Origin of the sequence: Duganella sp. S19_KUP01_CR8, from assembly GCF_036688705.1 — a bacterium.
Taxonomy (GTDB): domain Bacteria; phylum Pseudomonadota; class Gammaproteobacteria; order Burkholderiales; family Burkholderiaceae_D; genus Rugamonas.
Window position 1 is genome coordinate 93211 of the sequence record NZ_JAQQPR010000001.1, and the last position, 26564, is coordinate 119774.

General features: G+C 64.6%; 21 protein-coding genes and 1 other RNA gene. 9 read left to right on the forward strand and 13 right to left on the reverse strand.

Annotation, left to right across the window (positions count from 1 at the left end; genetic code table 11):
• Position 1 precedes the first annotated feature (1 nt).
• Complete coding sequence (locus tag V6M89_RS00470) at positions 2-811, forward strand: NAD-dependent epimerase/dehydratase family protein (RefSeq protein WP_332851311.1); 810 nt, start codon at positions 2-4, stop codon at positions 809-811.
• Here V6M89_RS00470 and V6M89_RS00475 read toward each other — a convergent pair.
• The 5 genes from V6M89_RS00475 to lepB form a co-directional block, all read right to left on the reverse strand.
• Positions 808-1803, reverse strand: coding sequence for a GlxA family transcriptional regulator (locus tag V6M89_RS00475; RefSeq protein WP_332851312.1), 996 nt, complete (start codon positions 1801-1803; stop codon positions 808-810). The genes V6M89_RS00470 and V6M89_RS00475 overlap by 4 nt on opposite strands.
• A gap of 22 nt (positions 1804-1825) precedes the next feature.
• Entirely contained in the window at positions 1826-2896 is a 1071-nt protein-coding gene (locus tag V6M89_RS00480; RefSeq protein WP_332851313.1) for a DJ-1/PfpI family protein, read from the reverse strand.
• 99 nt (positions 2897-2995) lie between these two features.
• Positions 2996-5389, reverse strand: a complete 2394-nt coding sequence (locus V6M89_RS00485; protein WP_332851314.1) for a CPBP family intramembrane glutamic endopeptidase — start codon at positions 5387-5389, stop codon at positions 2996-2998.
• Positions 5386-6126 carry an ABC transporter ATP-binding protein gene (locus tag V6M89_RS00490; protein WP_332851315.1) on the reverse strand — a complete coding sequence of 247 codons (741 nt, stop codon included), beginning with the start codon at positions 6124-6126 and terminating at the stop codon, positions 5386-5388. The genes V6M89_RS00485 and V6M89_RS00490 overlap by 4 nt, the downstream gene beginning before the upstream one ends.
• A 78-nt stretch (positions 6127-6204) precedes the next feature.
• Entirely contained in the window at positions 6205-6885 is a 681-nt protein-coding gene (gene lepB / locus V6M89_RS00495; RefSeq protein WP_332851316.1) for a signal peptidase I, read from the reverse strand.
• A 122-nt stretch (positions 6886-7007) separates the two neighbouring features.
• On the opposite strand from lepB, the gene V6M89_RS00500 reads away from it, so the two are divergent.
• A complete protein-coding gene (locus V6M89_RS00500) occupies positions 7008-8138 on the forward strand; it encodes a cytochrome P450 (RefSeq protein WP_332851317.1) in 1131 nt (376 codons plus the stop codon).
• Positions 8139-8142: 4 nt separating this feature from the next.
• Here V6M89_RS00500 and ggt read toward each other — a convergent pair whose 3' ends face one another.
• On the reverse strand, positions 8143-9903 hold the full coding sequence (gene ggt, locus V6M89_RS00505; protein ID WP_332851318.1) for a gamma-glutamyltransferase: 1761 nt from the start codon (positions 9901-9903) through the stop codon (positions 8143-8145).
• An 18-nt stretch (positions 9904-9921) separates the two neighbouring features.
• A complete protein-coding gene (locus V6M89_RS00510) occupies positions 9922-10413 on the reverse strand; it encodes a hypothetical protein (RefSeq protein ID WP_332851319.1) in 492 nt (163 codons plus the stop codon).
• Positions 10414-10549: 136 nt separating this feature from the next.
• Here V6M89_RS00510 and V6M89_RS00515 point away from each other — a divergent pair, with 136 nt between their 5' ends.
• The gene (locus V6M89_RS00515) at positions 10550-10813 is read left to right on the forward strand and encodes a hypothetical protein (protein WP_332851320.1); all 264 of its coding nucleotides are present in this window, start codon (positions 10550-10552) and stop codon (positions 10811-10813) included.
• Positions 10814-10945: 132 nt separating this feature from the next.
• Here V6M89_RS00515 and rpoH read toward each other — a convergent pair whose 3' ends face one another.
• The 5 genes from rpoH to V6M89_RS00540 all read right to left on the reverse strand — a co-directional run bounded on the left by rpoH (position 10946) and on the right by V6M89_RS00540 (position 15824).
• Positions 10946-11845 carry an RNA polymerase sigma factor RpoH gene (gene rpoH / locus V6M89_RS00520; protein ID WP_332851321.1) on the reverse strand — a complete coding sequence of 300 codons (900 nt, stop codon included), beginning with the start codon at positions 11843-11845 and terminating at the stop codon, positions 10946-10948.
• Between the two features lie 270 nt (positions 11846-12115).
• On the reverse strand, positions 12116-13036 hold the full coding sequence (gene ftsX / locus V6M89_RS00525; RefSeq protein ID WP_332851322.1) for a permease-like cell division protein FtsX: 921 nt from the start codon (positions 13034-13036) through the stop codon (positions 12116-12118).
• Positions 13033-13689, reverse strand: a complete 657-nt coding sequence (locus tag V6M89_RS00530) for a cell division ATP-binding protein FtsE (RefSeq protein WP_332851323.1) — start codon at positions 13687-13689, stop codon at positions 13033-13035. The genes ftsX and V6M89_RS00530 overlap by 4 nt, the downstream gene beginning before the upstream one ends.
• 18 nt (positions 13690-13707) lie before the next feature.
• The gene (ftsY, locus tag V6M89_RS00535) at positions 13708-14760 is read right to left on the reverse strand and encodes a signal recognition particle-docking protein FtsY (protein ID WP_332851557.1); all 1053 of its coding nucleotides are present in this window, start codon (positions 14758-14760) and stop codon (positions 13708-13710) included.
• Between the two features lie 119 nt (positions 14761-14879).
• The gene (locus tag V6M89_RS00540) at positions 14880-15824 is read right to left on the reverse strand and encodes a MerR family transcriptional regulator (RefSeq protein WP_332851324.1); all 945 of its coding nucleotides are present in this window, start codon (positions 15822-15824) and stop codon (positions 14880-14882) included.
• Positions 15825-16946: 1122 nt separating this feature from the next.
• Here V6M89_RS00540 and V6M89_RS00545 point away from each other — a divergent pair.
• Entirely contained in the window at positions 16947-18023 is a 1077-nt protein-coding gene (locus V6M89_RS00545; protein WP_332851325.1) for a porin, read from the forward strand.
• Between the two features lie 71 nt (positions 18024-18094).
• On the forward strand, positions 18095-18652 hold the full coding sequence (locus tag V6M89_RS00550) for a hypothetical protein (protein ID WP_332851326.1): 558 nt from the start codon (positions 18095-18097) through the stop codon (positions 18650-18652).
• An 81-nt stretch (positions 18653-18733) separates the two neighbouring features.
• Here V6M89_RS00550 and V6M89_RS00555 read toward each other — a convergent pair whose 3' ends face one another.
• Complete coding sequence (locus V6M89_RS00555) at positions 18734-20437, reverse strand: thiamine pyrophosphate-binding protein (RefSeq protein ID WP_332851327.1); 1704 nt, start codon at positions 20435-20437, stop codon at positions 18734-18736.
• Between the two features lie 128 nt (positions 20438-20565).
• On the opposite strand from V6M89_RS00555, the gene rnpB reads away from it, so the two are divergent.
• From rnpB to V6M89_RS00575, 4 genes are all read left to right on the forward strand, one after another.
• Positions 20566-20909: RNase P RNA component class A (gene rnpB / locus V6M89_RS00560), an RNA gene on the forward strand.
• A 66-nt stretch (positions 20910-20975) separates the two neighbouring features.
• Complete coding sequence (glpK, locus tag V6M89_RS00565) at positions 20976-22466, forward strand: glycerol kinase GlpK (protein WP_332851328.1); 1491 nt, start codon at positions 20976-20978, stop codon at positions 22464-22466.
• 276 nt (positions 22467-22742) lie between these two features.
• The gene (locus V6M89_RS00570; RefSeq protein WP_116992448.1) at positions 22743-23507 is read left to right on the forward strand and encodes an AraC family transcriptional regulator; all 765 of its coding nucleotides are present in this window, start codon (positions 22743-22745) and stop codon (positions 23505-23507) included.
• Between the two features lie 189 nt (positions 23508-23696).
• Positions 23697-25943: a M9 family metallopeptidase gene (locus V6M89_RS00575; RefSeq protein WP_332851329.1), complete on the forward strand. Its 2247-nt coding sequence runs from the start codon at positions 23697-23699 to the stop codon at positions 25941-25943.
• Positions 25944-26564: the final 621 nt, after the last annotated feature.

Sequence of the window (26564 nt, forward strand, 5' to 3'; positions counted from 1 at the left end):
CATGACCAAACCATTCAAACGATTGCTGCTGACCGGCGCCGCCGGCGGCCTGGGTAAAATCCTGCGCGACCGCATCAAGCCCTGGGCCGACGTGGTGCGCCTGTCCGATATCGGCGACATGGGCGAGGCGCGCGAGGGCGAGGAAATCGTCCAGTGCGACCTGGCCGACAAGGCCGCCGTATTCAAACTGCTGGAGGACGTGGACGCGGTGCTGCACTTCGGCGGCATCTCGACCGAGAACACTTTCGAGAACATCATGGCGGCCAATATCGCCGGTACCTACAACCTGTATGAAGCGGTGCACAAGCACGGCGTCAAGCGGGTGGTGTTCGCCAGTTCCAATCACACCATCGGCTATTACAAGACCACCGACTACATCGACGCCGACAGCCCGATGCGGCCGGACAGCCTGTATGGCGTGAGCAAATGCTTCGGCGAGTCGCTATCGCGCTACTACTATGACCGCGCCGGTATCGAGACTGTGTGCCTGCGCATCGGCTCATCGTTCCCGGAGCCGGTCAATCCGCGCATGTTGGTGACGTGGTTCAGCTACGATGATCTGGTGGAGTCGCTGCGGGTATCGCTGTTCACGCCGCGCGTGGGCCATACGATATTGTTCGGCGCGTCGGCCAATCCGGGGAGCTGGTGGGATAACAGCAAGGCGGCGCATCTGGGCTTCAATCCCAAGGACAGTTCGACGCGTTTTGCGGCGAACTTCCCGGACACCGGCGTTTATCCGCCCAAGGATGATGTGGCCACCATTTACCAGGGCGGTGGATTCCTGACGTCCGGACCGCAGTACAAAGACTAGTTCACCGCAGCGCCGTGGCCGGAGAACCGGCTGCGGTACTGGCTTGGGCTCACGCCCAACTGGCGCTGGAACACGCGCCGCAGGTTCTGCTCTTCCATATAACCGGTGTTGGCCGCGATGGTTTTCAGCGGCAGCATGGTCTTCTCCAATGCGCGGCACGCGGCCTCCAGCCGCATCGCTTCCACCATCCTGGCCGGCGTGCGTCCCATTTGGCTGGCGTAGGTCCGGTCGAAGGTGCGCGGCGTCATGCCGGCTTTTTCCGCCAGCCTGTCCACGGTCAGGTTGTCGTGCAGGTTGGCGGCGACCCAGGCGTGCAGGTCGTCGAAGCGTCCGCCTTCGTGCGCCTGTGCCGCCAGCGGCACGCTGAATTGCGACTGGCCGCCGGTGCGCTTGATGAACATCACCAGTTGGCGCGCCGTTTCGATGGCGACGTGATGGCCGTAATCCTCTTCGATCAGCGCCAGCGTCAGGTCGATGCCGGCGCTGACGCCGGCCGAGGTCCACACCGAACCGTCCTGTATGAAGATTTTGTCGGCGTCGATGTCGATGCCGGGGTGCTGGCTTTGAAGCCGGCCTGCCCATTCCCAATGCGTGGTGGCGCGCCTGCCGTCCAGCTGCCCGGCGGCCGCCAGCAGGAAGGCGCCGGTGCAGACGGAACACAGACGGCGCACCAGCGGCGCCTGGCGCACGATCCAGTTCACCAGCGCCGGCGGCGCGTAGTATTCCTGTCCCTTGCAACCGCCCGGTGCGATCAGCGTGTCGATGGCCAGGCCATCCAACGTGGCGATGGCGACCGTCATCACCGGCAGGCCGGCGCTGGTGGTAATCATGCCGCCGTCGGCCGAGGCGACGATGGTTTCGTACAGCGCCGGACCCTTGCCGGTGTGGCGCTTGCTGGCCGTGGCGAGCGCTTGCAAAGGGCCGCACAGGTCCAGCAAGTTCATGTCGTCGTAGGCGAGCAGTACGACGCGCAGGGTTTTCTTTGACGGCATGACGGAGCTGGCTTGGTTGACCTTAATGGTAGGAAGGATACTCGAATTCCAGCGCGACCAGCAGGGCGGTGCGGCGGCCGTAGCGCTGTTCCAGTCCTTCCAGTGCGCGGTCCAGGGCCTTGCCGGGCAGGGCGATGCCGGCGCCGGCCGGCAGCAGGTCCGGCGCGTCGGCCGCGCCCTGCACGTGGTCCGGCAAGATGGTCAGGCCGGAGAGCGATTGCAGCGGCGCGGCGTTGGCGGCGACGGTGTAGACCTTGCTGCGTTTGGAGCGCGACCAGGCGTCGGCCGTGAAGGCCAGCGTGATCTCATCCACGCCGGCAGCCACGGATACGCCAATGCTGTCGCGGGAGTGGAACCATTGATTGGTGTAGCCGGTGATGTAGGCGGTGAGGTTGGTGCCCAGGCGCGGGCGGAAGATGTCGCTGTCGTGGGTGGTGCTCCAGTCGGCGACGCCGATCTGCTGCGCCACTTCGGTGGCACGCGCGTTGCCGGCGATGGCTTCCACCAGTGCCAGCGCGGTCGGCATGGCGGCGCTGACGCCGGCGCTGGAGATGACTTTGCCATCGGCGACGTAGCGGATATTGCCGACCCATTGCACGTCCGGGTAGTGCTCCTTGCGATAGGACTCGGTGGCCCAGTGCGCGGTGGCGCGCTTGCCCTTGAACAGACCCGCGTTGGCGACGATCAGCGCGCCGTCGCAGATGCTGACGACGGTGGCGCCTTTCGCGCCTTGCGCGGCGACCCATGCCACCAGCGTCGCGTCGTCCGGCTTGACGACGGCCGGCACGATCACATAGTCGGCGCCTTGCGGGTAGCGCTGGTCGAATTCTGCGGTGGTGGCGTCGGGCTGGAGCTTCAGCGCCGGGCGCATGGACAGCGGGCCGGTTTGGGGGGCGACGCTCAATAGCTGCACCGCGCCGGAGCGGGCCAGCACGCCGTAGGGGATGACGAAATCGGTCAATTCGGTGCCGCTGTTTTCACCGACCACGGCGACCACCGGTTTGGCGCGGCCGAAGCGGTCCTGGTAGGCGGGAATTTCGCCGGCGGTGGCCAGTTGGCCGACCAGCAGGAAGAGGTAGATCAGTTTGCGCATTGGGACGGTCCTGTGTATGGTTTGACAAGGATTATCCGGGGCGCGGGCCGTGGCAGGATGACATAAAACAGTCAATTCCTGCCACGGCGGTTTTGATTGCTACATCCAGAACTGCCAGGACAGGATGACGGCGTTGTACACGGCGTGCACCAGCATCGGGCCGAGCAAAGTCTTGCTGCGCTCATAGGTCCAGGCGGTGCACAGGCCGAGCACGAAGACCGGCAGCATCGAGACCGGCGGATGGACGACGGCGAAGACGGCGGCGCTCATCACCATGGCCGGCATTGCGGACATCGAGCGGCGCAAGCCGCTGTAAATCAGGCCACGGAAGATGAACTCTTCGAACAGGGGCGCCGCCAGCACGGCCAATGCCAGCAGCCAGCCGCGCGAACCGGTGGACGCGGACATCTGCCTGGCGATTTCGGGCCACAGCGACGAGTGCTGCAGGCCGGCCATGTACGCCAGGCCGACGGCGCAGGCCACGGCGGCTGCCATCCCGCCGTAGCCCAGCGTCAGCACCGTGTCGCCGCCGCGCAGGATGGCCGGCACGCCGGTGGTCTTGCTGCGCCAGTAGACGAAGCGCATCAGCACATAGACCAGCAATCCAGACGCGGCGAAGGCGATGGTGGTGTTCTGCAGCGTGAGCGTGGGCGTATCCTGGGCCAGCGTGAAGAACAGCCTGATCAATCCCTGCATGATGAAGAACGCGGTGGCGGCGATCAGGCCGTCCGAGGTGGAGACGCGCGGCGGCGGCGCGGCGGCCGGATCCAGCAGGTAGGGCAGGGCGTCGCGCGCCTTCTGCCACAGCGCCAGCGCCATCGACGCGATCAGCACCATCACCACCAGCTTTTGCGACCACACGCTGCTGTAGATCGACCAGGTGTAGAAGCTGGCCAGCAGCATGTAGAGGTAGATGTAGGTCGGCCGCACGCGGGCGCGCGCGTCGACCGCCTGCGGATCGCAGGCGAAGACGCCCAGCGAGACGGCGATCAGCGAGTAGATCGGAATGCCGGCGAAGACCGTCAGCAGCAGCACCAGCATCGACCATTCGAAGTGCGTGGTGTACCAGGCGCTGATGCCGATGACGACCAGCGGGTAGAGCATCGTCAGCGTACCCCACAGCTGGGCCTTTTCCTTCAACACGCTCTCGATCGAGCGAGGCACGGTGTACAGCAGCCATAGGACCTGGCCTTCGTTGTTCAGCGTCTGGAAGGCCGACAGCATCAGCACGTAGACGCCGATGCCGAAGGCGATGGCGGCAGCGGTGGTGTGGTGCTGGCCCAGTTCCTCGAAGCTGTTCAATTTGCCGTTGAAGACCATCTGGCTGACCACGATCACCACCGGCAGCAGCAGCGTTTGCACCAGGAAGTTGCGGTCGCGGCTCAGCAGCCGCAGCTCGCGGCGCTTGATCGGCGACATGGCGGCCGATAGCCAGGCGCGTAGGCCGCCGCGCGCGGGTGCGCCTGCGGTGGCTGGCTGTTTGCGCCGCACGCTTTCGCGCGAGCCGGCGTTGACGACGCCGTTGCGCAGCTGGTAGCGCATCAGCGCCACGCCGGCACATATCAGCACCACCGTTTGCACCAGCAGCAGGGCGATGGCCAGCGCGGTTTGCGCCAGGCCGCTCGCCTGCATCGCTTGCAGCACCAGTCCTGGCGGCGTCCAGCCGGCCCACGCGGGGAAGGCGCGCGCCCAGTCCATCACGAAGCCGCTGGCGCCGGGCATGCCGAGCGCCATGACGAAATAGATCAGGGGCATGCTGAACAAGCCGGTGACGGCTTGCAGGTTGCGCAGCTGGGATGCCGGGAGCCACATGCGCAAGCCGGTGTCGGCCAGCGTATGCAGCAGCGCGGCCAGCGGGAGCAGCACGAGCAGGGCAGCCAACGCCGCCAGCGGCGCAAACCAGCCCATGCCCGAGTACCACGCGATGATGCCGAGCGGCGGCAGCAGCGCGAACATGCCGCTGAAGTTGGCCGCGCTGCGTTCCAGCAGGCGTCCCCACAGCAGCGTGGAGCGTTCGACCGGCATGGTGACCAGCCATTCCATGTCCCAGTCGGGCTGCGCCAGCTCCTTGCTGCCGAGGGGGAGCAGGACGGCGATTCCGAACATCAGCGTGACCACCATCGTCAGGCCGTGCGCCAGCTCGGGTTGGAATGGGGCTTGATGCAGCTCGTCGGCGGTCAGTTCCATGTTGTCGCGGCGCTCGCCGCCTTTGTCGACCACGTGGCAGGCGCTGTCGGCGACCAGGTGGCAGCCCATGTTGAGCACCACGTTGCGCGACAGGCTGACGAAGGAGAAGGCCATGAACAGCACCATGACCAGGGTCAGCACCCACAGGCTGCTCTTCTTGCCGGCGATGCCGTCGCGCGCTTTCTTCTTACGGAATTTGCGGAACAGGTTATTGGCCACCATGTTGCGCTGGCGGGTCAGGCGCATTTTGGTCATCAGCCAGATGGCGCGCGCCTGCGACAGCGGCTGTGCCGCCTGCTGCGTCATTCCGCCTGCTCCTCTGCGGCTTCGTCGGTGATCTTCAGGAACACATCCTCCAGCGAGCCGCTGGCCGAGGCTTCGGCGCGGATCTCGTCGAGCGTGCCGGTGGCCACCAGCTGGCCGTGGTGGATGATGCCGACGCGGTCGCACAGCTTTTCCGCCATGTCCAGCAAATGGGTGGAGACGAAGATGGTGACGCCGCGCGCGGCCGCCGCCAGCAGGCGCTCCTGCACGTCGCGCGAGGCGCGCGGATCGAGGCCGTTGATCGGTTCATCGAGGATCAGCACCGCCGGATCGTGGATCAGCGCGCAGGCCAGGCCGAGGCGCTTCTTCATGCCCAGCGAGTAGTTGACGGCGTAGTCTTCGGCCGCTTCTTCCAGGCCGAATTCGGCCAGCAGGCGCGCGCCGCGTTCGGTCGCCTCGGCGCGCGAATAGCCGTGCATCTCGCCGACGAATTGCAGGATCTCGCGGCCGCGCAGGTAGTCGTAGAAGATCGGGGTGTCGGGCAGGTAGCCGACGCGTCGTTTGACTTCGGCCGGCTCGGCGTGGCAATCGAGGCCGTCGATCAGCACGTGGCCGGCGCTGGGCACCAGGATGCCCATCATCATGCGGATGGTGGTGGTCTTGCCGGCGCCGTTGGGGCCGAGGAAGCCGAACACCTCGCCGCGCCTGACGGCCAGGTTCAGGGGTTTGACGGCATTGAAGCCGCCGTAGACTTTGGACAGTCCCTGGAATTCGATCATATGGTTCCCGACAATGTTATGAGATTTTCTACTGATCATAGCACTGCCGGGAGCCGGCGGCGAGGGGGCTGCTTACGGTTACGGCGCCGGGTAGAGGCTCATGCCGAAGCGTTCGGTGCGGGGATGCCAGTTGCCGGTGATGTCGGCCGAGGCCAGCACGCGCTCGGCGCGGCCGATCAGCAGGGCGCGCGGCACCAGGCCGATGTAGCGCGAGTCTTCGCTGTTGTCGCGGTTATCGCCCAACATCATGTACTGGCCGGCGGGCACGCTGACGGGCGCGAAATCGCGCCGGGCCTGCACCTGCGGCATCAGCTGGATGGAGTGGGCGCGGGCGTCGGCGATGGCTTCGCCGACGTGCAGCGCGGCCATGTCGCCCAGGCCTTTGATGGATTCGGTGGCGTGGCCGAGTTCCGAGTAGCCGGCCTGCTGGCCGTTGATGATGAGCTGCTCGTTGCGCATCTCGACGCGGTCGCCCGGCAGCGCGATCACGCGCTTGATCAGGCGCGTGCCGTCCTTGGGGGAGGAGAAGGTGACGATGTCGCCGCGCTGCGGCTCGCCGGTGGTGCCGATGACGACGTCGGTCAGCGGCAGCTTGACGTTGTAGGCCAGGCGGTTGACGAACACCACGTCGCCTTCCAGCAGGTTGGGATGCATCGAGGCGGACGGGATCGGGTTCCAGTCGGCGACGGCGGTGCGGAAGATCCCGAACAGCATCAGGAAGAGTAAGAAGCCTTTGTTGGCGCGTGCCCAGTTTTTCATTGCGGTCCCCAGAGTGGTATCGGTGGCTTAGTGTGTTGGCAGATTCTTAAACATGGCTTAGCGGCGGGCTTACTTCGGCGCCGGCCTAACCATCGCGGTGAAAATGGTGGCATGCTGGCCACATGAACACTACCTATCCCCAACACGCGCTGGCTGCGGTGACGCATGCCGACCCTTATCCATACTACGACGAATTGGCGGCGTTGCAAGGGCTGCGTTTCGACGCCGGCCTTGGGCTGTGGATCGCCGCCAGCGCCGCCGATGTGATGGCGGTGATGCGGCATCCTGATTGCCGCGTGCGGCCGCTGGCCGAGCCGGTGCCGGCGGCCATCGCCGGTGGCGCGGCGGGGCAGGTGTTCGGTGCGCTGGTGCGCATGAACGACGGCGAGCGGCATGCGGCGCCCAAGCTGGCCTTGCAGCGGGCGCTGGCCGGCGTGAGCGCGCAGGCGGCGCAGCAGCGTGCGGCGCTGATCGGCCGGCGCTTGTGGCGCGACGATGGGCTGGCGTCGTGGATGTTCGAGGCGCCGGTGTCGGCGATGGCCAGCCTGCTGGGTTTTGCGGACCACCAGTTGCCGGCGGTGGCGGCATGGATGGGTGAGTTCGTGGCCTGCCTGTCGCCGTACAGCGACGCGTCGCAGATCGAGCGCGCGCATGCGGCGGCGCTGGCGCTGCTGGACAGCTTCAAGGAACTGCTGCGCGATGCGTCATCGTCGGCTGCTGCGGACAGTTTGCTGTCGCAGGTGATCGCCGAGGCGCAGGCGGTGGGCTGGAGCGAGTCGCATGGCTTGCTGGTCAATCTGGTCGGCCTGCTGTCGCAGACTTACGAAGCCACGGCTGGGCTGATCGGCAACAGTGTGCTGGCGCTGGCGCGTCAGCCAGGTGAAGAGCGCAGCGGCGTGGAGGATGCCGCCGCTTTGGTGCGGGTGGTCAGCCGTCTCGACCCGGCTATCCAGAACACGCGCCGTTTCGTGGCCCGCGATTGCGAGATCGGTGGCGTGCCTTTGCTGGAGGGGCAAACGATATTGTTGGTGTTGGCTGCAGCGGGGCGCGATCCGCGCGGTGAAGGCCGCGAATTCGGCTTCGGCTTTGGCGTGCATGCGTGCCCGGGGCAGGTGCTGGCCTGCGCCCTGGCCGCTGGAGCGATGCAGGCGCTGATGTCGGCGCTGGCGACGCTAGCTGAATCGACTTTGCTGCGGACGCTGAGCTGGACTTATCGCCGTTCACCCAACGCGCGCATACCGCTCTTCAGCTGAAGGCCTAGTGCCCCGCCTTCTGCACCAGCGCGCTGCCGGCGCCGTGGCGGTGGCCTTCGCTGACGGCGGTGATGGTGCCGTCCGGGTTGAACACCAGCGCGTTGGCGGCGCCGATTTCTTCCGGCGTGTTCCAGTGCTGGCCGGTCTTCTCCAGCGCCTTGGCCTGCGCGCTGCCGGCGAAGCCCGGCTCGACGTCGGTGGCGCTGCCGTTGCGCTCGGACAGGCGCGGCGCGTTCAGCGCGTCCGGCATGCTCATGCCCAGGTCGACGTAGTTGAAGATGGTTTGCAGCACGGTGGTGATGATGGTGGCGCCGCCCGGGCTGCCGATCGAGAACGCCGGCTTGCCGTTCTTGAAGGCCAGCGTCGGCGACATGCTGCTGCGCGGACGCTTGCCCGCTTCCGGCACGTTAGGCGCGGGACCGGAGAAGTCGAAGTCGGTCATCTCGTTGTTCAGCAGGAAGCCGTAGCCGGGCACCACGATGCCGCTGCCGCCCCAGGCTTCGATGGTGTAGGTGTAGGAGACGATGTTGCCATCCTTGTCCGACACGGTCAGGTGGGTGGTGTGCGCACCTTCGGCCAGCAGCTTGTTGGCGTTGGGGCGCAGCGGCACGCTGACGTCGTTCTGGAACGGATAGGGATCGCCGGCCGGAGCCTGCACGCTGGCCTGGTTCGGGTTGATCAGCTCGCGGCGGCGGGCGGCGTAGTCCTTGCTCAGCAGGCCGGCCACCGGCGCTTCGACGAATTCGGGATCGGCCAGGTAGGCGTTGCGGTCGGCGAAGGCCAGGCGGCTCGCCTCCAGGTACAGGTGTTCAGCCTTCTCCTTCGGCATGGCCTTGAGGTCGTAGCCTTCGAGGATGTTCAGCGCTTCGGCGATGGCGATGCCGCCGCTGCTCGGCAAGGGCATGCCGTACAAGTCGTAGCCGCGATAGGTGCTGTGCACCGGCTGGCGCAGGCGCGCTTCGTAGTTGGCCAGGTCGGCCATGGTCATCTGGCCGGCGCGCACTTGCACGCCGCTGGCGACCTTGGGCTGGTTCACCGCGTCGACCACGGCGCGGCCGATCTTGCCTTCATAAAACGCCTTGACGCCGCCGGCCGCCAGTTCGCGGTAGGCCTTGGCCAGGCCGGGGTTGCGCAGGAGGGTGCCGGGCTGGACGGCCTTGCCGTTCTTCAGGTAGAGCGCGGCGGTGTCGGGGAACATGCGGAACTTGGCGTCGTTGTCTTCGACCAGGTGGGTGAAGTTGGCGTTGACGGTGAAGCCGTCGCTGGCCACGGCGATGGCCGGCGCCAGCACCTGCTTGAACGACATCGAGCCGTAGCGGTCCAGCGCTTCGTGCCAGCCGCGCACGGTGCCGGGCACGCCGACCGCCATGCCGCTGGCGAGCACGGTGTCGAAGTCCATGATCTTGCCGTCCTGCTGGAACACGGTGGGCGTGAAGTTGGCGGGCGCGGTTTCGCGGTGGTCGATGGTGATCACGCGCTTGTCCCTGGCCAGGTAGATCACCATGAAGCCGCCGCCGCCGATGCCGCAGCTGAACGGATCGGTCACGCCCAGCGTGGCGGCCGCGGCGACGGCGGCGTCGATGGCGTTGCCGCCCTTGTTGAGGATGGCCAGCGCCGCCTTGGACGCCGGTTCGCTGATGGTGGCGACGGCGCCGCCGCTGCCGGTGGCGACCGGGGTCTTGGCCCAGGCCGCCGGCGGCAGGATCAACGTCAGGATGATGGAGGAAACGAGAACGGTGCGGGCGGGGCGGCGGGGCTGGGTCATGGGTGCGCTGGGTCCGGGTTAGGATGAAGGTGCGTTGCTCACCCTCAAGCTTACCCGATAATCCGGCGCGGCTTCATTCTTGGCGGGGACCGCCTGCGGCTCGACGCCGGTCAGCGTGAAGGTCAGGCCGTTTTGCGTGACGCTGGCGCTGGCGTTCGGCATGCTGTCGGACAGCACGAAGTTGCTGGTGGTGCCGTCGGGCGCGGTCAGCGCGAAGCTGTAGCTGATGTAGCCGGCCCAGACGCAGACGGCGCCGGTGCGGCAGCGGCTGTCGTTGACGCGCTCCAGCTTGAGGCTGGGCGCGCTGGCGGTGGCGCCGCTGACGCCGGGCGCGGCGGCCGGCGCGATCGCCACGCTGGCGCCTTGGGTCAGTACGTAGGTCTGCGAGAACGCCTGCGGCGCGGCGGCGACGCGGTTGATGGCGGACGCGGAACCGCAGGCGTGCAGCAGGGCCAGCATGGCCACCAGCAGCGGCAGGATGATCAACTGCCTTGATAATGTGGATTTCATAAATACCTCTTCCTTCGAAGTTGACGGCAAGCTTAGCAAAAAGATCACGCCCGCGGCGCACGAACCGCAGCTTTACAGCGCTGGGTCAAACTATGTGCCGTAGAATGGGGGCCCTGAATCACATTGACTGAACAAAATGAAAAAGACCGGCATGGCGAAAAGCGACGCTAAAAAATTAATGGGCCAGATGTCCGCCCCTGGCGCCGCCAGTTTCGGCAAGGTGGCCGAGGTGGTCGACAAGCGGGAGCAGCGCAAGCGCGATCAGGCTTTGGGACTGGTGCCGTTCGCGGTCAAGCTGAACGGCGACCTGGTGCAGCAGCTGCACGCCAGGGCGAAAGAACGTGATGTCGACCTGAACCAGCTGGTCGGCGAGCTGCTGGCGCAGGGCCTGGCAGCGTAAGACAGGAAAAGCCGCGCGGCGCGAACCGGGCGGCTTTTTTTACCCCGCACTGCCAAGTGGGGTCGGACCCCGTTCGGGGTCCGACCCCTAGGCGGCGCAGCAAGCGTATCGCTCACTGCAGACGGGGTGGGTTCAGACGAAGGCTGCCAGCGAGCCCTTCATTTTTTTCAGCGCGGCCACTTCGATCTGGCGGATGCGCTCGGCCGAGACGCCGAATTCTTCGGCCAGCGTGTGCAAGGTGGCGCCGGAGCCGTCGTCGTTGGCCAGCCAGCGGCTTTCAACGATGCGGCGCGAACGGGCGTCCAGCTTGCCCAGCGCTTCTTCCAGGCCTTCCGATTGCAGGCGGGTCACCTGTTCGGCTTCCAGCACGCGGGTCGGCTCGCTCGCTTCCGACGACAGGTAGGCGATCGGCGCGAACTTGTCGTCCTCATCGTCGTTCGGCGATTCCAGCGCGATGTCGCGGCCGCTCAGGCGGGTTTCCATCTCGATCACTTCTTCGCGCTTGACGTCCAGCAATTTGGCCAGGCTGTCGATCTGCGTCGGCGTCATCGCGTCCAGGCCGGTCTTGTGGCTGCGCAGGTTGAAGAACAGCTTGCGCTGGGCTTTGGTGGTCGCCACTTTGACCAGGCGCCAGTTTTTCAGGATGTACTCGTGCATCTCGGCCTTGATCCAGTGCATCGCGTACGACACCAGGCGCACGCCCTGGTCCGGGTCGAAGCGCTTGACCGCCTTCATCAGGCCGATATTGCCTTCCTGGATCAGGTCGGCGTGCGGCAGGCCGTAGCCCAGGTAGCCGCGGGCGATCGACACCACCAGGCGCAGGTGCGACAGCACCAGTTCCTGGGCGGCGCCGAGGTCGTTCTTTTCCTTGAGGCGCTTGGCCAGCGAGATTTCATCGTCGTGCGTCAGCATCGGCAGGCGATTGACGGCCGAAATGTAGGCGTCCAGGTTGCCCAGGTTGCCAGTGAACCCGAGTCCCAGGGCGCTATTGGTCGCAGGTACCAAGGCAGTCGGTGCGGACATCATAGTCATATTCATTCCTTCGCTCGATGATATTGCTTATTCTTAATGTTGCTTGATGCTGTAGAGAACTATTTTGCTCTTCAGTTCACATATATTAGCACTCTCCTTCGTTGAGTGCCAATCACCAGATATTAATTACTTCGATAGCAAAAGACTATGAGGTTTTTCAGCATCATGGTGCGCTTTGATCAAGCATGCGCGCCGGAGCTTAGGCAGGACTTAATGCTAAGCGAGTAGGCAGGAGCCCTTCCGTGCGGGCGCGCACGGAAGAGTGGGGGATCAGTTCAGGCGGGACAGGTGGCGCTGCACTGACAGCAGCGCGCCGACCAGGCCAAGGCCGGCCGACAGCGCCAGCAGGCCGGCCATGGCCAGCGGCGGCAGCGGCGCCAGCTGGAATTCGGAGGCGTATAATCTTGCGAATTCGGCAATCGCGAGGTTCAGCGGCTGCAGCGCCAGCGACACCGCGCCCAGCGCCACGCCGCCGGCGCACAGGCCCAGCAGCGCGCCGGTGTAATAGAAGGGGCGGTGGATGAAGCTGTCGGTGGCGCCGATCAGCTTGGACACCAGTATTTCCTCGCGCTGGGTCAACACCTGCAGGCGGATGGTGTTGAAGATGACCGCGATCACCACCGTGCCCAGGGTGGCCGCCAGCAGCAGCAGCGCCAGCCGCAGCACGTTGAGCAGCGCCGCCAGCCGCTTGACCCAGGCCGAATCGACCTGCACGGTGTCGACGCCGGGCAGGGCGCGGATCTGCTCGGCCAGCTGGTCGACGTCGCCGCCGGCCTGGGCGTTGCGGAAGGCGTCCAGCTTCAGCACATAGCTGTCCGGCAGCGGGTTGTCGCCCAGGGTGGTCAGCACGTCGGCCAGGCCGCTCTTGTCCTTCAGCTGGTCGAGCGCTTTTTCGCGCGGGGTGAAGATGATCTTGGCCTGCTTGTCCTTGACGGTCTGGCGCAGCGACACGGCCAGCGCCTCGGCCTGCTCGCGCGGGGTGTCGAGCTTGAGGAAGACGCTGATCTCGGGATCGACCGACAGCTGCTCGGACATGGGACGGACGTTGTCGAGCAGGGTGACGCCGGTGAACGGCAGCGCCAGCGCGATCGCCACCACTAATATGTTGAACAAGAAGCCGCCCGGCGAGCGGCGCAGGTGGACCAGCGCCGCGGCCAGCGCGTAGCGGTGTTGCCGGAACCAGAGCGTCATGCCGGCACCTCCAGTTGACCTTGCTTGAGATGGATGACGCGCGCGGCCGCATCCAGCATCTGCTCGTCGTGGCTGGAAATCAGGCAGGTGACGCCGACCGAATGGAAGGCCTTGAGCGCGTCCAGCACCTGGTTGGCGCTGGCGCGGTCCAGGTTGGCGGTCGGCTCGTCGGCCAGGATCACTTGCGGGCGGTTGACGATGGCGCGCGCGATCGACACCCGTTGCTGCTCGCCGCCGGACAGGGCCAGCGGCTGGGCGTCGGCGCGTTCCAGCAGGCCGACCTTGTCGAGCGCGGCGCGGGCGCGCTGCTCGGCCTGGGCGCGCGAGGCGCCGGTCACCAGCAGCGGCAGCATGACGTTGGCCAGGATGGAGCGGTCGGTCAGCAGCCGTTGCTGCTGGAAGATCAGGCCCAGGTTGCGCCGCAGGAAGGGCACGGCGGCCGGCTTGATGCGGGCGATGTCCTGGCCGTTGACGATCACCTGGCCGGCGCTGGGGCGCTCGACGGCGGCGATCATTTTCAGCAGGGTGGACTTGCCGGCGCCCGAGGGGCCGGCCAGGAACACCAGCTCACCCTTGGCCACCGTGAACGAGACGTCGCGCAGCGCCGTGGCGTCGGGGGAATATTGTTTCGAGACGTTGCGGAATTCGATCATGGAGGCTTATCGGTGGGGTTAGCCCAGCAGGGCTTCGACAAATTCGGCGGCGACAAACGGCTGCAGGTCTTCGATCTTTTCGCCGATGCCGATGAAGTACACCGGCACCGGGCGCACGCGGGCGATGGCGGCCAGCACGCCGCCCTTGGCGGTGCCGTCCAGCTTGGTGATCACCAGGCCGGTCAGCTTGAGGGCGTCGTCGAAGGCCTTGACCTGGGCCAGCGCGTTCTGGCCGGTGTTGCCGTCAATCACCAGCAGGGTTTCGTGCGGCGCGCCTTCCATGCCCTTGCCGATCACGCGCTGGACCTTTTTCAGCTCTTCCATCAGGTGCAGCTGGGTCGGCAGGCGGCCGGCGGTGTCGATCATCACCACGTCCAGGCCCTTGGCCTTGCCGGACTGCACGGCGTCGAAGGAGACGGCGGCCGGGTCGCCCGAGGCTTGCGAGATCACGGTGATGTTGTTGCGCTGGCCCCAGACCATCAGCTGCTCGCGGGCGGCGGCGCGGAAGGTGTCGCCGGCGGCCAGCAGCACCGACTGGCCGTGGGTCTGCATGTGCTTGGCCAGCTTGCCGATGGTGGTGGTCTTGCCGGCGCCGTTGACGCCGGAAATCATCATCACGGTCGGCTGGTGGCGGCCCAGCTCGAACGGGCGTTGCAGCGGCGTCAAGAGCTCGATCAGCAGCTGCTTGAGCGCGGCCTTGACGGCGGCGGCGTCGAGCAGCTTGTCGTCCTTGACCTTTTGCTTGAGCGCGTCGAGCAGGTACTGGGTGGCGTCGACGCCGGCGTCGGACATCAGCAGGGCCGCCTCCAGTTCCTCGTACAGCTCGTCGTCGATCTTGGCGCCGACGAACAGGATGGACAGGTTGTTCGAGGTCTTGGACAGGCCGGCCTTCAGGCGCGACATCCACGACAGTTTCGGCGCCGGCTCCTCGATCGGCAGCAGGTCGGGCAGGGCTACAGGCAGCGCTTCGGGTAAGGCGGGCGCTTCAGCGCTAGAGGTGGGGGCCGGTGCCGGGGTTTTGACCTCAGGCACTTCCGGGGCGACGGGTTTTTTCTTGAAGAAACTAAACATGGACATGTGGTTGGGGGGCGCTTCAAGCTGATGGCCGGCAGCGCCGGACACGGGGAAATGCGGCTATTTTACCAGAGCGCGGCGCGCCCGCCCGCCGGTGCTACCGGAATGACAACGTTTCAGCCGGCGGCGGAGACGTTGCGCTGGCGCCATTCGGCGATGGCGGCGCTGATGTCGGACAGGGCGTAGACCCGCACGTAAGGCGGGCGGCGCCGCTTGAAGGCGGCATTGCCGCCGCCGGCCCACAGCTCGATGCCGCCGCCCAGGCGGGTGTGCAGTTCGGCCAACGCGTCCAGCGCCTGGCGCGCGTTCATGGCGACCGAGAACGACAGCGCGATGATGTCGACCCGCTGCACGCGCGCCGCCTCGACGATGTCGGGCAGCGGCGTCTGCACGCCCAGCGAGATGCAATGCGCGCCTTCGGCCACGCACATCGCTTCGGCCATCAGCAGGCCCAGGCCGTGGCGCTCCTGCGGCAGGGTGGTCAGCATGATGCGCGGCGCGCCCAGGTTGCTGGCGTTGGCCTGCGGCATGGCGAAGATCGCGCTGCGCATGACCACCGTCAAGGACTCGGTATATAAGTGTTCTTCGAAGGTGGCCAGGGCGCCGCTGGCCCAGGCTTCGCCGATCAGCGCGGTCAGCGGCGCCACCAGCTCGATCACGAAGCTTTTCAGGCCCATCATCAGCAGCGCCTGCGACAGTTTGCGGCGCAGTGCTTCCATCTGGTGGCTCAGGCACAGGTCCAGATAGCCTTGCAGCGCCGGCGGCGTGGCGCTGGCGCCGTGCAGGTTGCCGGTGGCCTGGCCGGTCAGCGCCTGCAGCTCGGGGGTGGTGTACTGGATAACCTTGCCCGGGCGGTAGCCCAGGTCGATCAGGCGCTTGACCAGGCGCAGCTTGTGGACTTGCTCGACCGGATAGACCCGTTCGCCGTTCGGGTCGCGCAGCGGTTGCGGGAAGTCGTAGCGCCGTTCCCACACGCGCAAGGTTTCCTTGGCGACGCCGGTGTCGCGCTCGACGTCGCTGATCGTGCTGGGAACTGTTTGTGAGGAAACTTTAATAGTCATCAGGCATAAGCGGCCGCCATTTATTTGACAGTCGCGAGGGTTGGCACGGGGTCCGGGTGCACAGTGCGCGAACAGGCCAGGCCGGGATCGCGCGACCTGCATTTTACATTCGATTTGCGCCTGAAAGTATGGCGCGCCCTATCGGGTTTTGCCGTGTTTTCGCTATGGAAAAGTGCTTGTCCACGACACACAGTTGACATACAGAACTAATGAACTGAATAACGGCTTTCCCCATGCTTTGTCATGGACAAGATATTTTGCAACGATGTAAAAAATATCCTGCCATCTGTTGCGGCGGGCGACATTTCGATGCCGGACGGCCGTTGCGGGCGCTATTTTGTGCGTCAGATCAACTTTGATGGGCCGTTGCGCTGCATGCATGGGATTCATGCAGATGTTGCGCGATTCACACACCATTCCATCGTATTTTGCAAGACTTGTCGCTCAATCTGTCTCCAATACGCAACACGTAGCAATTTCTTACAAATTGCTGATGCAGCGCAACACCTTGCGCGGACGACAAAATTTCCTACACTAATAAAGGGCTAACACTATGAGCAAAGTTGGTTCCGGGGCTATTTTGCCGATGTAAACTGCCAAACAAAGTCCTGAGTTGTAAGCTTATTACCATTGAGTCGAGGCGAACGACGGGGTGCTTCAGTATAAAATGGCGTCAGAAATAGCAAAGTGGCTATTTTTACTTGGTCCGACAACGATGTAGTCACGCATGCCTAGCGCTTGCATTTGTCACTCGGGCAGCCTGCACAACGGGATGCTGCAATGGATGCATCGGGCGGAATTACCGGGCTAGTTAGGCTTACTCGGCAGGAAATATTGCGATGCGGTAAAATGCTGCTGTTTTGAAAACGGGCGGGGGTAAAGGCAGGCAATATGAACGCTTTTACACTTGATCGACAAGCAAAGCATCAGTATAGTGCCGCCTCTGGCGCATTTTGCGCTGCGATAAAGCCGGCGTCGATTAAATCGGCCGCAACTTAAGTGAACGCGTCCCGCACGGGACCGTATAGTGGCAGCTGGGGAGTTTGCCCTCACGCATAGAACCGAACACGCCGCAATACTAGCTTTACCTTTTTACAGCAACACAACTGAAGGAAACACGTAATGAAAAAATCCCTTATCGCTATCTCCGTCCTGGGCGCAATGAGCTCGGCAGCATTTGCACAATCGAACGTAACGATCTACGGTATCGTCGATGCCGGTATCGTCAGCGAGCGCGGCGGCGTTGCCAACACCACCAAAGTAACCAGCGGCGTAGGCTCGGCCTCCCGTCTGGGTTTCAAAGGTACGGAAGATCTGGGCGGTGGTCTGAGCGCTGTCTTCGTGCTGGAATCGGGCGTTAAAGCTGACACCGGCGAGTCCGATGTTGCTGGTTCGATCGCTAACCGTCAGTCGTTCGTTGGTCTGAAATCGACCACCGCCGGCCAGCTGACCCTGGGCCGTCAGTACACCCCTTACTACGAAACCCTGCGTGACGTAGCTGACCCGTTCGCACTGGGCTACGCTGGTACCGCCAAGAACCTGTTCGGCGTGGCTGGCAACAACACCCGCAACAGCAACGCTATCGTGTACCAGTCGCCATCGATCGAAGGCTTCCAGGGCGAAGTGTCCTACTCGGTAGGCGAGCAAGCTGGCGACGCATCGGCACAACGCCAAATCGGCGCATGGGCTGGCTACTCGAACGGTCCTCTGAACGTTCGCGTTGCTTACAATGCACGCAACAACGACACCGTTGCTCCTAAACTGAGCACCGACATCGGCCGCAACACCCTGATCGCTGCCAACTACGACTTCGTCGTGGTTAAAGCTTTCGCTGCTTACAGCAAAGACAAGGGCACCAACAGCTCGAATCTGGCTAACACCAGCAACCCATTCGGCTACGCTATCGCTCCTACCGCTTCGAAAGACAGCAGCGTTGCTCTGATCGGCGCTACCGCTCCTATCGGTCCTAACGGCACCCTGATGGCTTCGTACACCCGTAAGAACGACAAAGAAGTCGCTAACCACGATGCAGACCAGTGGGCAGTTGGCTACTCGTACGCTCTGTCGAAGCGTACCAGCACCTACGTTGCTTACGCTAAGATCAAGAACAAGAACGGCGCTAGCTACACCGTTGGTAACAACAGCGAAGCTGGTTCGGGCGACAAAGCCTTCAACATCGGCATGCGTCACTCGTTCTAATCTGATCTAATCAGTTAGAATCCACAACGGCTGCCTGGTGCAGCCGTTGTTCATTTCTGAAAGCCGTTACCATGACGACCTCCCGACGCGCCGTGCTAGCCGGCGCCATTTTGCTGGCCTCCTGCGCCGTGTTCGCCGCGCCCAAGCTGGCGCGCAAGCCGGCCGCGACTAGCGGAAGTTTGCCGCGCTATGGCATGGTGGTGTACTCGGACTTGTGCATCCACATGGACAGCGGCGAGTTCGGCGGGCAGCGCATCACCTTGCAACGGTTTTCAGAAGTGGATACGGTGTTGTATGAATACACGGCCGGCGGCCTGAGCTGGCCGGTGGTGGCCAGCGACGTCACCATCGACCCGCGCGGCAAGCAGTTGTACTTCACGGTGCAGCCGCCGGACGAGGACGAGCGCACCATCAGCGGCAAGCTGGCCGACGGCGGCAAGACCTTGGTGCTGGACGGCGGCTATTGCGGCGACGCGGCGGTGCCGATGCGGCTGTCGCTGGTGACGGATTTCGGCCGCAAGGCGAGCGCCTGCCGCGCCTGTCCGGCGCCCAGGCAGAAAAAAGAATTGGAAGAGGAAGCGCCGGCGCCCGTGATCGAGGCCGGCAAGACCACCACCGCAGGTTTGTGAGTGTCATTCCCGCGCAGGCGGGAATCCATAGGGCGCGTCCTATCTCGCTCGGCATGGATTCCCGCTTTCGCGGGAATGACGTTACTTCGCGGCCTTGGCGGCCTGCGCGTTCTTGCGGATGGTGTCCAGCGTGGCGCCTGGCGTGATCAGGTTGCCGTCGTAGCGCAGCTCGATCACGGCCGGCAGCTGCCGGCTGTTGGCGTAGGCCAGCGCGCGTTCCAGCGCCGGCGCGAAGTCCGCGGTCGCTTCGACCACCTCGCCGTGGCCGCCGTAGGCCACCGCCAGCGCGGCGAAGTCCGGGTTGTGCAGCTGGGTGCCGGACACGCGGCCAGGGTAGTGCAGCTCCTGGTGCATGCGGATGGTGCCGAACATGCCGTTGTTGAACACGATGACGACCACGCCCGCGCGGTACTGCACGGCGGTGGCCAGCTCCTGGCCGTTCATCATGTATTCGCCGTCGCCGGCGAAGGTGATCACGGTGCGCTGTGGATCGATGATCTTGGCGGCGACGCCGGCCGGCACGCTGTAGCCCATGGCGCCGCTGGTCGGCGCCAGCTGCGTGCGCATGCCGCCGTAGCTGTGGAAGCGGTGCGCCCAGGTGGCGTAGTTGCCGGCGCCGTTGGTGATGATGGTGTCGTGCGGGGCGATCTGGTCGATCTGCTGCACCACCTGCCACAGGTCCAGCGGCGCGCTGCCGTCCTGGAAGATGGGCGGCTGGCGCTGCCAGGCGGCCAGGTCGGCGCGGGCTTCGGCCACCGTGCCTTGCCAGGCGCTGGCATCGACCGGCGCCATCGCGGCCAGCATCGCCGTCATCTGCGGCATGCCGCTGTTGATCATCAGTTCAGCCTGGTAGACGCTGCCCAGTTCCTCGGCGTCGGCGTGCACGTGGATCAGGCGCTGGGCCGGCACCGGCGCGGCGATCAGCGCGTAGCCGCCGGTGGTCATCTCGCCCAGGCGCGGGCCGATGGCCAGGATCACGTCGGCCTCGCGCACGCGCGCGGCCAGCTTGGGATTGATGCCGATGCCGACGTCGCCGACGTAGTTCGGGTGGGCGTTGTCGAGCAGGTCCTGGAAGCGGAAGGCGCACGAGACCGGCAGGTGGTTGGCTTCGGCGAAGGCTTGCAGGTCGGCGCAGGCTTGCGCGTTCCAGCCGCCGCCGCCCAGCAGTACCAGCGGCTTCCTGGCGCCGGCCAGCAGCGCGCGCACCTGGTCGATCTGCGCGGCCGATGGCGAGGCTTGCACCGGCTGGTAGCGGCGGGTGTCGGCCACGGCCGCGACGGCGGTCAGCATGTCTTCCGGCAGCGCCAGCACCACCGGGCCGGGACGGCCGCTGGTGGCGATCTGGAAGGCGCGGGCGATGTATTCCGGCACGCGGTCGGCGCGGTCGATTTGCGCCACCCACTTGGCCATCTGGCCGTACATGCGGCGGTAGTCGATCTCCTGGAAGGCTTCGCGGTCGACGAAGTCGTTGCCGACCTGGCCGATGAACAGGATCATCGGGGTCGAGTCCTGGAACGCCGTGTGCACGCCGATCGAGGCGTTGGTGGCGCCCGGGCCGCGGGTGACGAAGCAGATGCCGGGCTTGCCGGTCATCTTGCCGTAGGCGTCGGCCATGAAGGCGGCGCCGCCTTCCTGGCGGTTGATGATGAAGCGGATGTCGGAGTCGTGCAGCGCGTCGAGCACGTCCAGGTAGCTTTCGCCGGGTACGCCGAAAGCGGTGTCGACGCCGTGGATCTTCAGGGCGTCGACCAGGATCTGGCCGCCGGTGCGGGATGGTTGCGTCATGTCTGGCCTTATCGGGGTCTAGGTATAGGTGCGGTATCCTGCATTCTACGGCCGGGAAAAGGCGGCGGCTTTTCAAATGGCGACACCAAATTTCAGATTTGCAGGGCCGGACTGGTACAATAGCGCTTGAAGCAAGCCAGACAGCCGCTGGCCAGCGCGTAATGCCTGGCGGGAGGAAGGTCCGGACTCCATAGAGCGGGGTGACGGTTAACGGCCGTCCGCTGAAAGCCGCAAGCGCAAGCCCAAGGTATAAGGCGAGGAATAGGGCCACAGAGACGAGCGTATTAAGTTACGGTGAAACGCGGTAACCTCCACCTGGTGCAATTCCAAATAGGCACGCGATGATGCTGCTCGCGGAGCGTGCGGGTAGGAAGCTTGAGCGCTGGAGTAATCCAGCGCCTAGAGGAATGGCTGTCATAGCGCAGGTTCGCCTGCGCCGTAACAAAATCCGGCCTATCGGCTTGCTTCAACTAATAACGATGTTCGCGGCTGCCGCGGGACCGACGCGCACGCCGCGGCACTCCCGGGGACTTTGCCGATGAAAAAATACATACTGGCCTTGGATCAAGGCACCACCAGCTCGCGCGCCATCCTGTTCGACCATCAGGGCCACATCTGCGGCAGCGCGGCGCAGGAATTTCCACAGCATTTCCCGCAGCCCGGCTGGGTCGAGCACGATCCCAACGAGATCTGGAACAGCCAGCTCACCGTGGCGCGCAAGGTCTTGCACGACAACCACGTCGACGGCGGCCAGATCCTGGCGATCGGCATCGCCAACCAGCGCGAGACCACCGTGGTGTGGGACCGCAAGAGCGGCGAGCCGATCGCGCCGGCCATCGTCTGGCAGGACCGCCGCACGGCCGACTATTGCGAAGCGCTGCGCGCCGACGGCAAGGCCAAGAAGATCACTTCCATCACCGGCCTGGAGCTGGACGCCTATTTTTCCGCCACCAAGCTCAAATGGCTGCTCGACCATGTGCCGGGCGCGCGCGAGCGGGCGCGCCACGGCGCGCTGGCCTTCGGCACCATCGACAGCTGGCTGACCTACAAGCTGACCGGGCGCCATGTGACGGACGTCAGCAACGCCTCGCGCACCATGCTGTTCAACATACACCTGATGCGCTGGGATCACGACCTGCTGCAGCTGTTCGATATTCCCGAGGAGATGCTGCCGCAGGTGGTGTCGTCCAGCGAGGAGGTCGGCCACACCAGGGCGGCGCTGTTCGGCGCCGAGATCCCGGTGGCCGGCATCGCCGGCGACCAGCAGGCCGCCACCTTCGGCCAGGCTTGCCACAAGCCGGGCATGGTCAAGAATACCTACGGCACCGGCTGCTTCATGCTGATGCATCTGGGGCGGCATGCGGTGGCCTCGCACAACCGCTTGCTGACCACGGTCGGCTGGCGGGTCGACGGCGCCACCGATTATCTGCTGGAGGGCAGCGTGTTCATGGGCGGGGCCACGGTGCAGTGGCTGCGCGACGGGCTGGGCATCATCCAGCAGTCCGGCGAGGTCGAGGCGCTGGCCGCCAGCGTGCCCGATAGCGGCGGCGTGTTCATGGTGCCGGCCTTTGTTGGCTTGGGTGCGCCGCATTGGGATCCGTATGCGCGCGGGGCGCTGGTCGGCCTGAGCCGGGGCAGTAATCGCGGCCATATCGCCCGCGCGGCGCTGGAGGCGATCGCCTATCAAAGCGCCGAGCTGATGGCGGCCATGCAGAAGGATGCGGCGATACCGCTGACCGAGGTGCGCGCCGACGGCGGCGCGGCCCGCAACGACCTGTTGATGCAGTTCCAGGCCGACCTGCTGGGCGTGCCGGTGGTGCGGCCCAAGGTGACCGAGACCACGGCGCTGGGCGCGGCTTACCTGGCCGGGCTGGCGGTGGGCTTCTGGGAGACGCAGGAAGAAATCGCCGCGCAATGGTCGTGCGAGCGCCGCTTCGAGCCGGCCATGTCTGCCGAGCGCCGCGCCGAGTTGCTGGCGCAGTGGGGCCGCGCGGTCGAACGCTCGCGCGGCTGGGAGGCGGCACGCTAGCAGTCTTGCAGGGAGGGCGGGGAGGGAAGTGCACACTCGCTCTAGCAACTATGCTGTTCTCCTTACTGAAACCTACTGATTTCTGCTGGCAGTTACTGAGTCACGCAGCGAGAGCTCGCGGAAGTTCAATTCAGTAGAATTCAGTAAGAAATTCAGTAGGTTTGCTAGAAGGAGAAGGGGGATACACCCGGTATGCGTATTCTCACGGCAAGGTTCCAGTGTGCGCAAGGATAAGGTAATATTGTTTGTCTTGTCACCTAAGCAACTGGAGCAGCGATGCAAAATGTCGAGCTGAATGCGATCGAAATCCTGTTCGATGAACTGAGCGATGTCGCCTTTTTCGTCAAGGACCGCGATGGCCGCTACCTGGCCGCCAACCGCACGCTGGTGCGCCGCTGCGGCCTGCGCACCAAGCAGGAAATCGTCGGCAAGACCGTGCTGGAGGTGCATCCGCGCCACCTGGCGCAGAACTACATGGCGCAGGACCGCGAAGTGATCGAGGCCGGCCACACCATCAGCAAGCACCTGGAACTGCACCTCTATCCCAACCGCCGCCACGGCTGGTGCCTGACCCACAAGACCCCGCTGCGCAACGACGCCGGCGCCATCGTCGGCCTGGTCGGCACCTCGCACGACCTCGGGCTGGCCGACGACCACCACCCGGTGTACCGCCAGATCGCCAGCATCGCCCAGCATATCCGCGACAACTACAAGGAACCCCTGTGCCTGAACCAGCTGGCGCAGGAAGCCGGCTTGCCGCTGGCGCGCGTGGAGCGGCTGTTCCAGCGGGTGTTCCACTACAGCCCGCGCCAGCTGTTGCTGCAATCGCGGCTGAACGGCGCGCTGGCGCTGATCGAAGCCGACCAGACCCGCAGCATCGCCGACATCGCCAACGATTGCGGCTATTCCGACCACAGCGCCTTCAGCCGCCAGTTCAAGGCGCTGACCGGCATGACGCCGGTGCAGTACCGCGCGCAGCACCACGGCGCGCGCGCGCAGGCGGCGCCGGCCGTCTCCTTGTGGCAGGAACTGGGCGCCTGAAGCCCTCGGAGTGTGGTTTTTCGGCGGCAGCGCTGTGCCGTTCCCGTACCCCCGGCTGTTTAAATAGACCGAACCGCCTGCACGCCTGCGCTGCGGGCCATGGTCTGCAATCTTGTCAAGCTAGTATTTCCTTGCCGCGCAACCCCAGCGGCACAGACCAATAACTATTCTTGAAGAAAAGAGGCAGACATGTCGTTATCGAGGAACATCCTGTATCTGGGCGGCCTATGCGTGGCCAGCCTGACCATCAGCGCCCATGCCGAGCAAAGCGTCAATCCGGCCGCGGACCAGCACGGCCGCCTGAAGCAGGCGCCCATGCCGCACGAGCGTCAAAGCTTGCCGCCATCGGTGGAGCAGCAGAAGTACCAGCTGGCGCCGACCACCAAGCCGCGCTACGACCTGTTGCCGCGCCAGCAGCGCAACAGCATGACGCCGCTGAGCGCCACGCCGGAATGCAAGGACATGAACAAGCTGGCCACCTACAGCGGCGCCGCGCTGGCCGACTACCTGGCCAACCTGCCGGACTACGAATGCACCTACGGCCTGTTCTCGCTGTCGTCGGCGCAGGGCGCGACGGTCTACTCGGCCGCCAACTTCAGCGCCATCGCCAGCCGCCTGACACAGGAGGCGGCGAGCTACAACGCCAGCAATATGAAGCTGGTCAACCTGGTGCTGTACCTGCGCGCCGGCTACTACCTGGCTGAAGGCGGCACCATCGCCCAGCCGGCCCAGTCGGTCAAGAGCGCGCTGCGCACGCCGATCAAGCAGCTGGCCGAAGGCACGGCGCTGTATGTGCCCAACGCGGCGGCCACCACCACCGCCGGCGAAACGCTGCGCCTGATCACCAATATGCATGACGAGCCGTTCTACCTGCCCAGCATGAAGGCGCTGGTGCAGCGCTACACCAACAGCGCCGGCAACCCGAACGCGGTGGCCGCCCTGCGCAACTCGAGCGCCAGCGGCGGCTTCACGTCGGCGCTGACGGTGCTGTTCTACGCCCACTTCCGTCCGGAAGGCACGCCGCTGCTGCAAAACGACCTGTCGTATGCGACCGCGCTGAACGCCTTCGTCACCTCCAACAAGGCGGCGCTGCTGGGCGACTACTACGGCTACCAGCTCAACGACGCCACCAACGAGGCGTTCCGCTTCATGCAATACCCGGCGCTGAAGCCCGGCATCAAGCCGATGGTGCAAGCCATGTTGTCCAGCTCCAGCATGACCGGCGCCGACAGCGCGCTGTGGCTGGCGGCCGCCACCGCCGTCAAGTACTACGACAACGCCAACTGCTCCGAGTACGGCACCTGCGACTTCGTCAACACCCTGGCCAACGCCGTGCTCAAGTACAGCAAGGAGTGCAGCCCGACGCTGCGCATCCGCGCCCAGGACATGACGCCGGCGCAGTTGCAGGACAGCTGCGACAAGCTGGCGACGGAGGAGGGCTATGCCCACGAGATGTTGAAGACCAACCGCACGCCGGTGGCCAACGACAACAACACCTCGCTGGAACTGGTGGTGTTCGACGACTACACCAACTACAGCAAGTACGCCTCCATCATCTACGGCATCGACACCAACAACGGCGGCATGTACCTGGAAGGCGAGCCGGACGTGCCGGGCAACCAGGCGCGCTTCATCGCGCACGAAGCCTCGTGGCTGCGGCCGACGTTCCAGGTGTGGAACCTGGAGCATGAGTATGTGCACTACCTGGACGGCCGCTTCGACATGCTGGGCGATTTCGGCATGGGCACCTCGGTGCCGACCGTGTGGTGGATCGAGGGCGTCGCCGAGTACCTGTCGCTGAAGAATAACAACCAGGTGGCGATCGACATGGCGCGCACCGGCACCTACCGCCTGAGCCAGATCTTCGGCAACACCTACAGCATGTCCGACTACACCAACCGGGCCTATCGCTGGGGCTATATGGCGACCCGCTTCATGATCGAGAGGCACCGCGCCGACGTCGACGCCGTGCTGGGTAATTTCCGGGTCGGCGCCTACAGCACCTACCAGGACTTCATGGGCCGCATCGGCACCAGCTACGACGCCGAGTTCGCCGACTGGGTGAACACCGCCAGCACCGCCGGCCAGCCGCCGCTGCCGGAACCGCAACTGCCGCGCTGCTCCTCGCTCACCTACCTGGGCAAGAACTGCGGCATCACCGGCCAGGCCTCGGCCAGCCAGGGTTATCTGTTCCTGATGGTGCCGGCCGGCGCCAAGAACGTCAAGATCTACAGCCGCGGCGGCAGCGGCGACGTCGACCTGTACATGGCGCTGGACCGCTATCCGACCGTGGCCTCGTACGACATGGTGTCGGCCGCTGCCGGCAACGCCGAAAACCTGTACCTGCCCAACCCGGTGGCCGGCCACTGGTACTACATCATGCTGAAGGCTAAAACCAGCTACAGCGGCGTGACGGTGTACGCGACGTACGAATAATTATTGATTAAGAAGCACTTAAAACGGCAGCCGCACGGCTGCCGTTTTTGTTTTGCGCCGGCGGATTTCGTATAATACGGGCTGGCGGCGCAAGCCTTACTTGTCTATACAAGTTGAGCGGTGCCGCGGTAATGTCCAACAACGCATCCAGGTTTCCCCATCCGCTTAATTGCGCCACCGGCGCGACTTGCCGCAAGAAATCCCCTCCGTCCACACATTCCCGGCCCCGCCCAGTCCTTGTCTATTTGCTACCGCAATGTTGGCGCTTTGCAACTATATGCATTTAATTCAATTATTTTATGCCGCCGTTTTCACCGTTTTAGTGCACTTAAACACATGTGCATAGATGAGGTAGCACATTCACTGTTTGTCATAAGTACTTAATTTGCCTGACTATTTTATTTCTACCCGGCTTCAAGGAATCGCGCTAAGTCCTTAATTTCATTACTAAAATCGCTGTTTCGTTTGCCTGAAAGCGCTTGACCACTATTCTTGCTTCCTCTAAAGTGGGCATCTGTGTGAAAAAGTGTCTTTTTGTGGGAAATTTCACCCGACTTAGCGGCGGGGGAAATGCAAAACGGAAAACGCCGATCATGCTCCGCTAACCCTACTGAGGTCAAA

What these genes read in the sequence shown, in the direction of transcription:
- V6M89_RS00550 (WP_332851326.1), top strand. Translation starts at nt 18,095, where the DNA reads ATGACGACCTCCCGACGCGCCGTGCTAGCCGGCGCCATTTTGCTGGCC.
- V6M89_RS00500 (WP_332851317.1), top strand. Translation starts at nt 7,008, where the DNA reads ATGAACACTACCTATCCCCAACACGCGCTGGCTGCGGTGACGCATGCC.
- V6M89_RS00515 (WP_332851320.1), top strand. Translation starts at nt 10,550, where the DNA reads ATGAAAAAGACCGGCATGGCGAAAAGCGACGCTAAAAAATTAATGGGC.
- V6M89_RS00485 (WP_332851314.1), bottom strand. Translation starts at nt 5,389, where the DNA reads ATGACGCAGCAGGCGGCACAGCCGCTGTCGCAGGCGCGCGCCATCTGG.
- V6M89_RS00530 (WP_332851323.1), bottom strand. Translation starts at nt 13,689, where the DNA reads ATGATCGAATTCCGCAACGTCTCGAAACAATATTCCCCCGACGCCACG.
- V6M89_RS00490 (WP_332851315.1), bottom strand. Translation starts at nt 6,126, where the DNA reads ATGATCGAATTCCAGGGACTGTCCAAAGTCTACGGCGGCTTCAATGCC.
- ggt (WP_332851318.1), bottom strand. Translation starts at nt 9,903, where the DNA reads ATGACCCAGCCCCGCCGCCCCGCCCGCACCGTTCTCGTTTCCTCCATC.
- V6M89_RS00570 (WP_116992448.1), top strand. Translation starts at nt 22,743, where the DNA reads ATGCAAAATGTCGAGCTGAATGCGATCGAAATCCTGTTCGATGAACTG.
- lepB (WP_332851316.1), bottom strand. Translation starts at nt 6,885, where the DNA reads ATGAAAAACTGGGCACGCGCCAACAAAGGCTTCTTACTCTTCCTGATG.
- V6M89_RS00575 (WP_332851329.1), top strand. Translation starts at nt 23,697, where the DNA reads ATGTCGTTATCGAGGAACATCCTGTATCTGGGCGGCCTATGCGTGGCC.
- V6M89_RS00545 (WP_332851325.1), top strand. Translation starts at nt 16,947, where the DNA reads ATGAAAAAATCCCTTATCGCTATCTCCGTCCTGGGCGCAATGAGCTCG.
- V6M89_RS00475 (WP_332851312.1), bottom strand. Translation starts at nt 1,803, where the DNA reads ATGCCGTCAAAGAAAACCCTGCGCGTCGTACTGCTCGCCTACGACGAC.
- V6M89_RS00540 (WP_332851324.1), bottom strand. Translation starts at nt 15,824, where the DNA reads ATGACTATTAAAGTTTCCTCACAAACAGTTCCCAGCACGATCAGCGAC.
- V6M89_RS00470 (WP_332851311.1), top strand. Translation starts at nt 2, where the DNA reads ATGACCAAACCATTCAAACGATTGCTGCTGACCGGCGCCGCCGGCGGC.
- V6M89_RS00480 (WP_332851313.1), bottom strand. Translation starts at nt 2,896, where the DNA reads ATGCGCAAACTGATCTACCTCTTCCTGCTGGTCGGCCAACTGGCCACC.
- ftsY (WP_332851557.1), bottom strand. Translation starts at nt 14,760, where the DNA reads ATGTTTAGTTTCTTCAAGAAAAAACCCGTCGCCCCGGAAGTGCCTGAG.
- V6M89_RS00510 (WP_332851319.1), bottom strand. Translation starts at nt 10,413, where the DNA reads ATGAAATCCACATTATCAAGGCAGTTGATCATCCTGCCGCTGCTGGTG.
- V6M89_RS00555 (WP_332851327.1), bottom strand. Translation starts at nt 20,437, where the DNA reads ATGACGCAACCATCCCGCACCGGCGGCCAGATCCTGGTCGACGCCCTG.
- glpK (WP_332851328.1), top strand. Translation starts at nt 20,976, where the DNA reads ATGAAAAAATACATACTGGCCTTGGATCAAGGCACCACCAGCTCGCGC.
- ftsX (WP_332851322.1), bottom strand. Translation starts at nt 13,036, where the DNA reads ATGACGCTCTGGTTCCGGCAACACCGCTACGCGCTGGCCGCGGCGCTG.
- rpoH (WP_332851321.1), bottom strand. Translation starts at nt 11,845, where the DNA reads ATGACTATGATGTCCGCACCGACTGCCTTGGTACCTGCGACCAATAGC.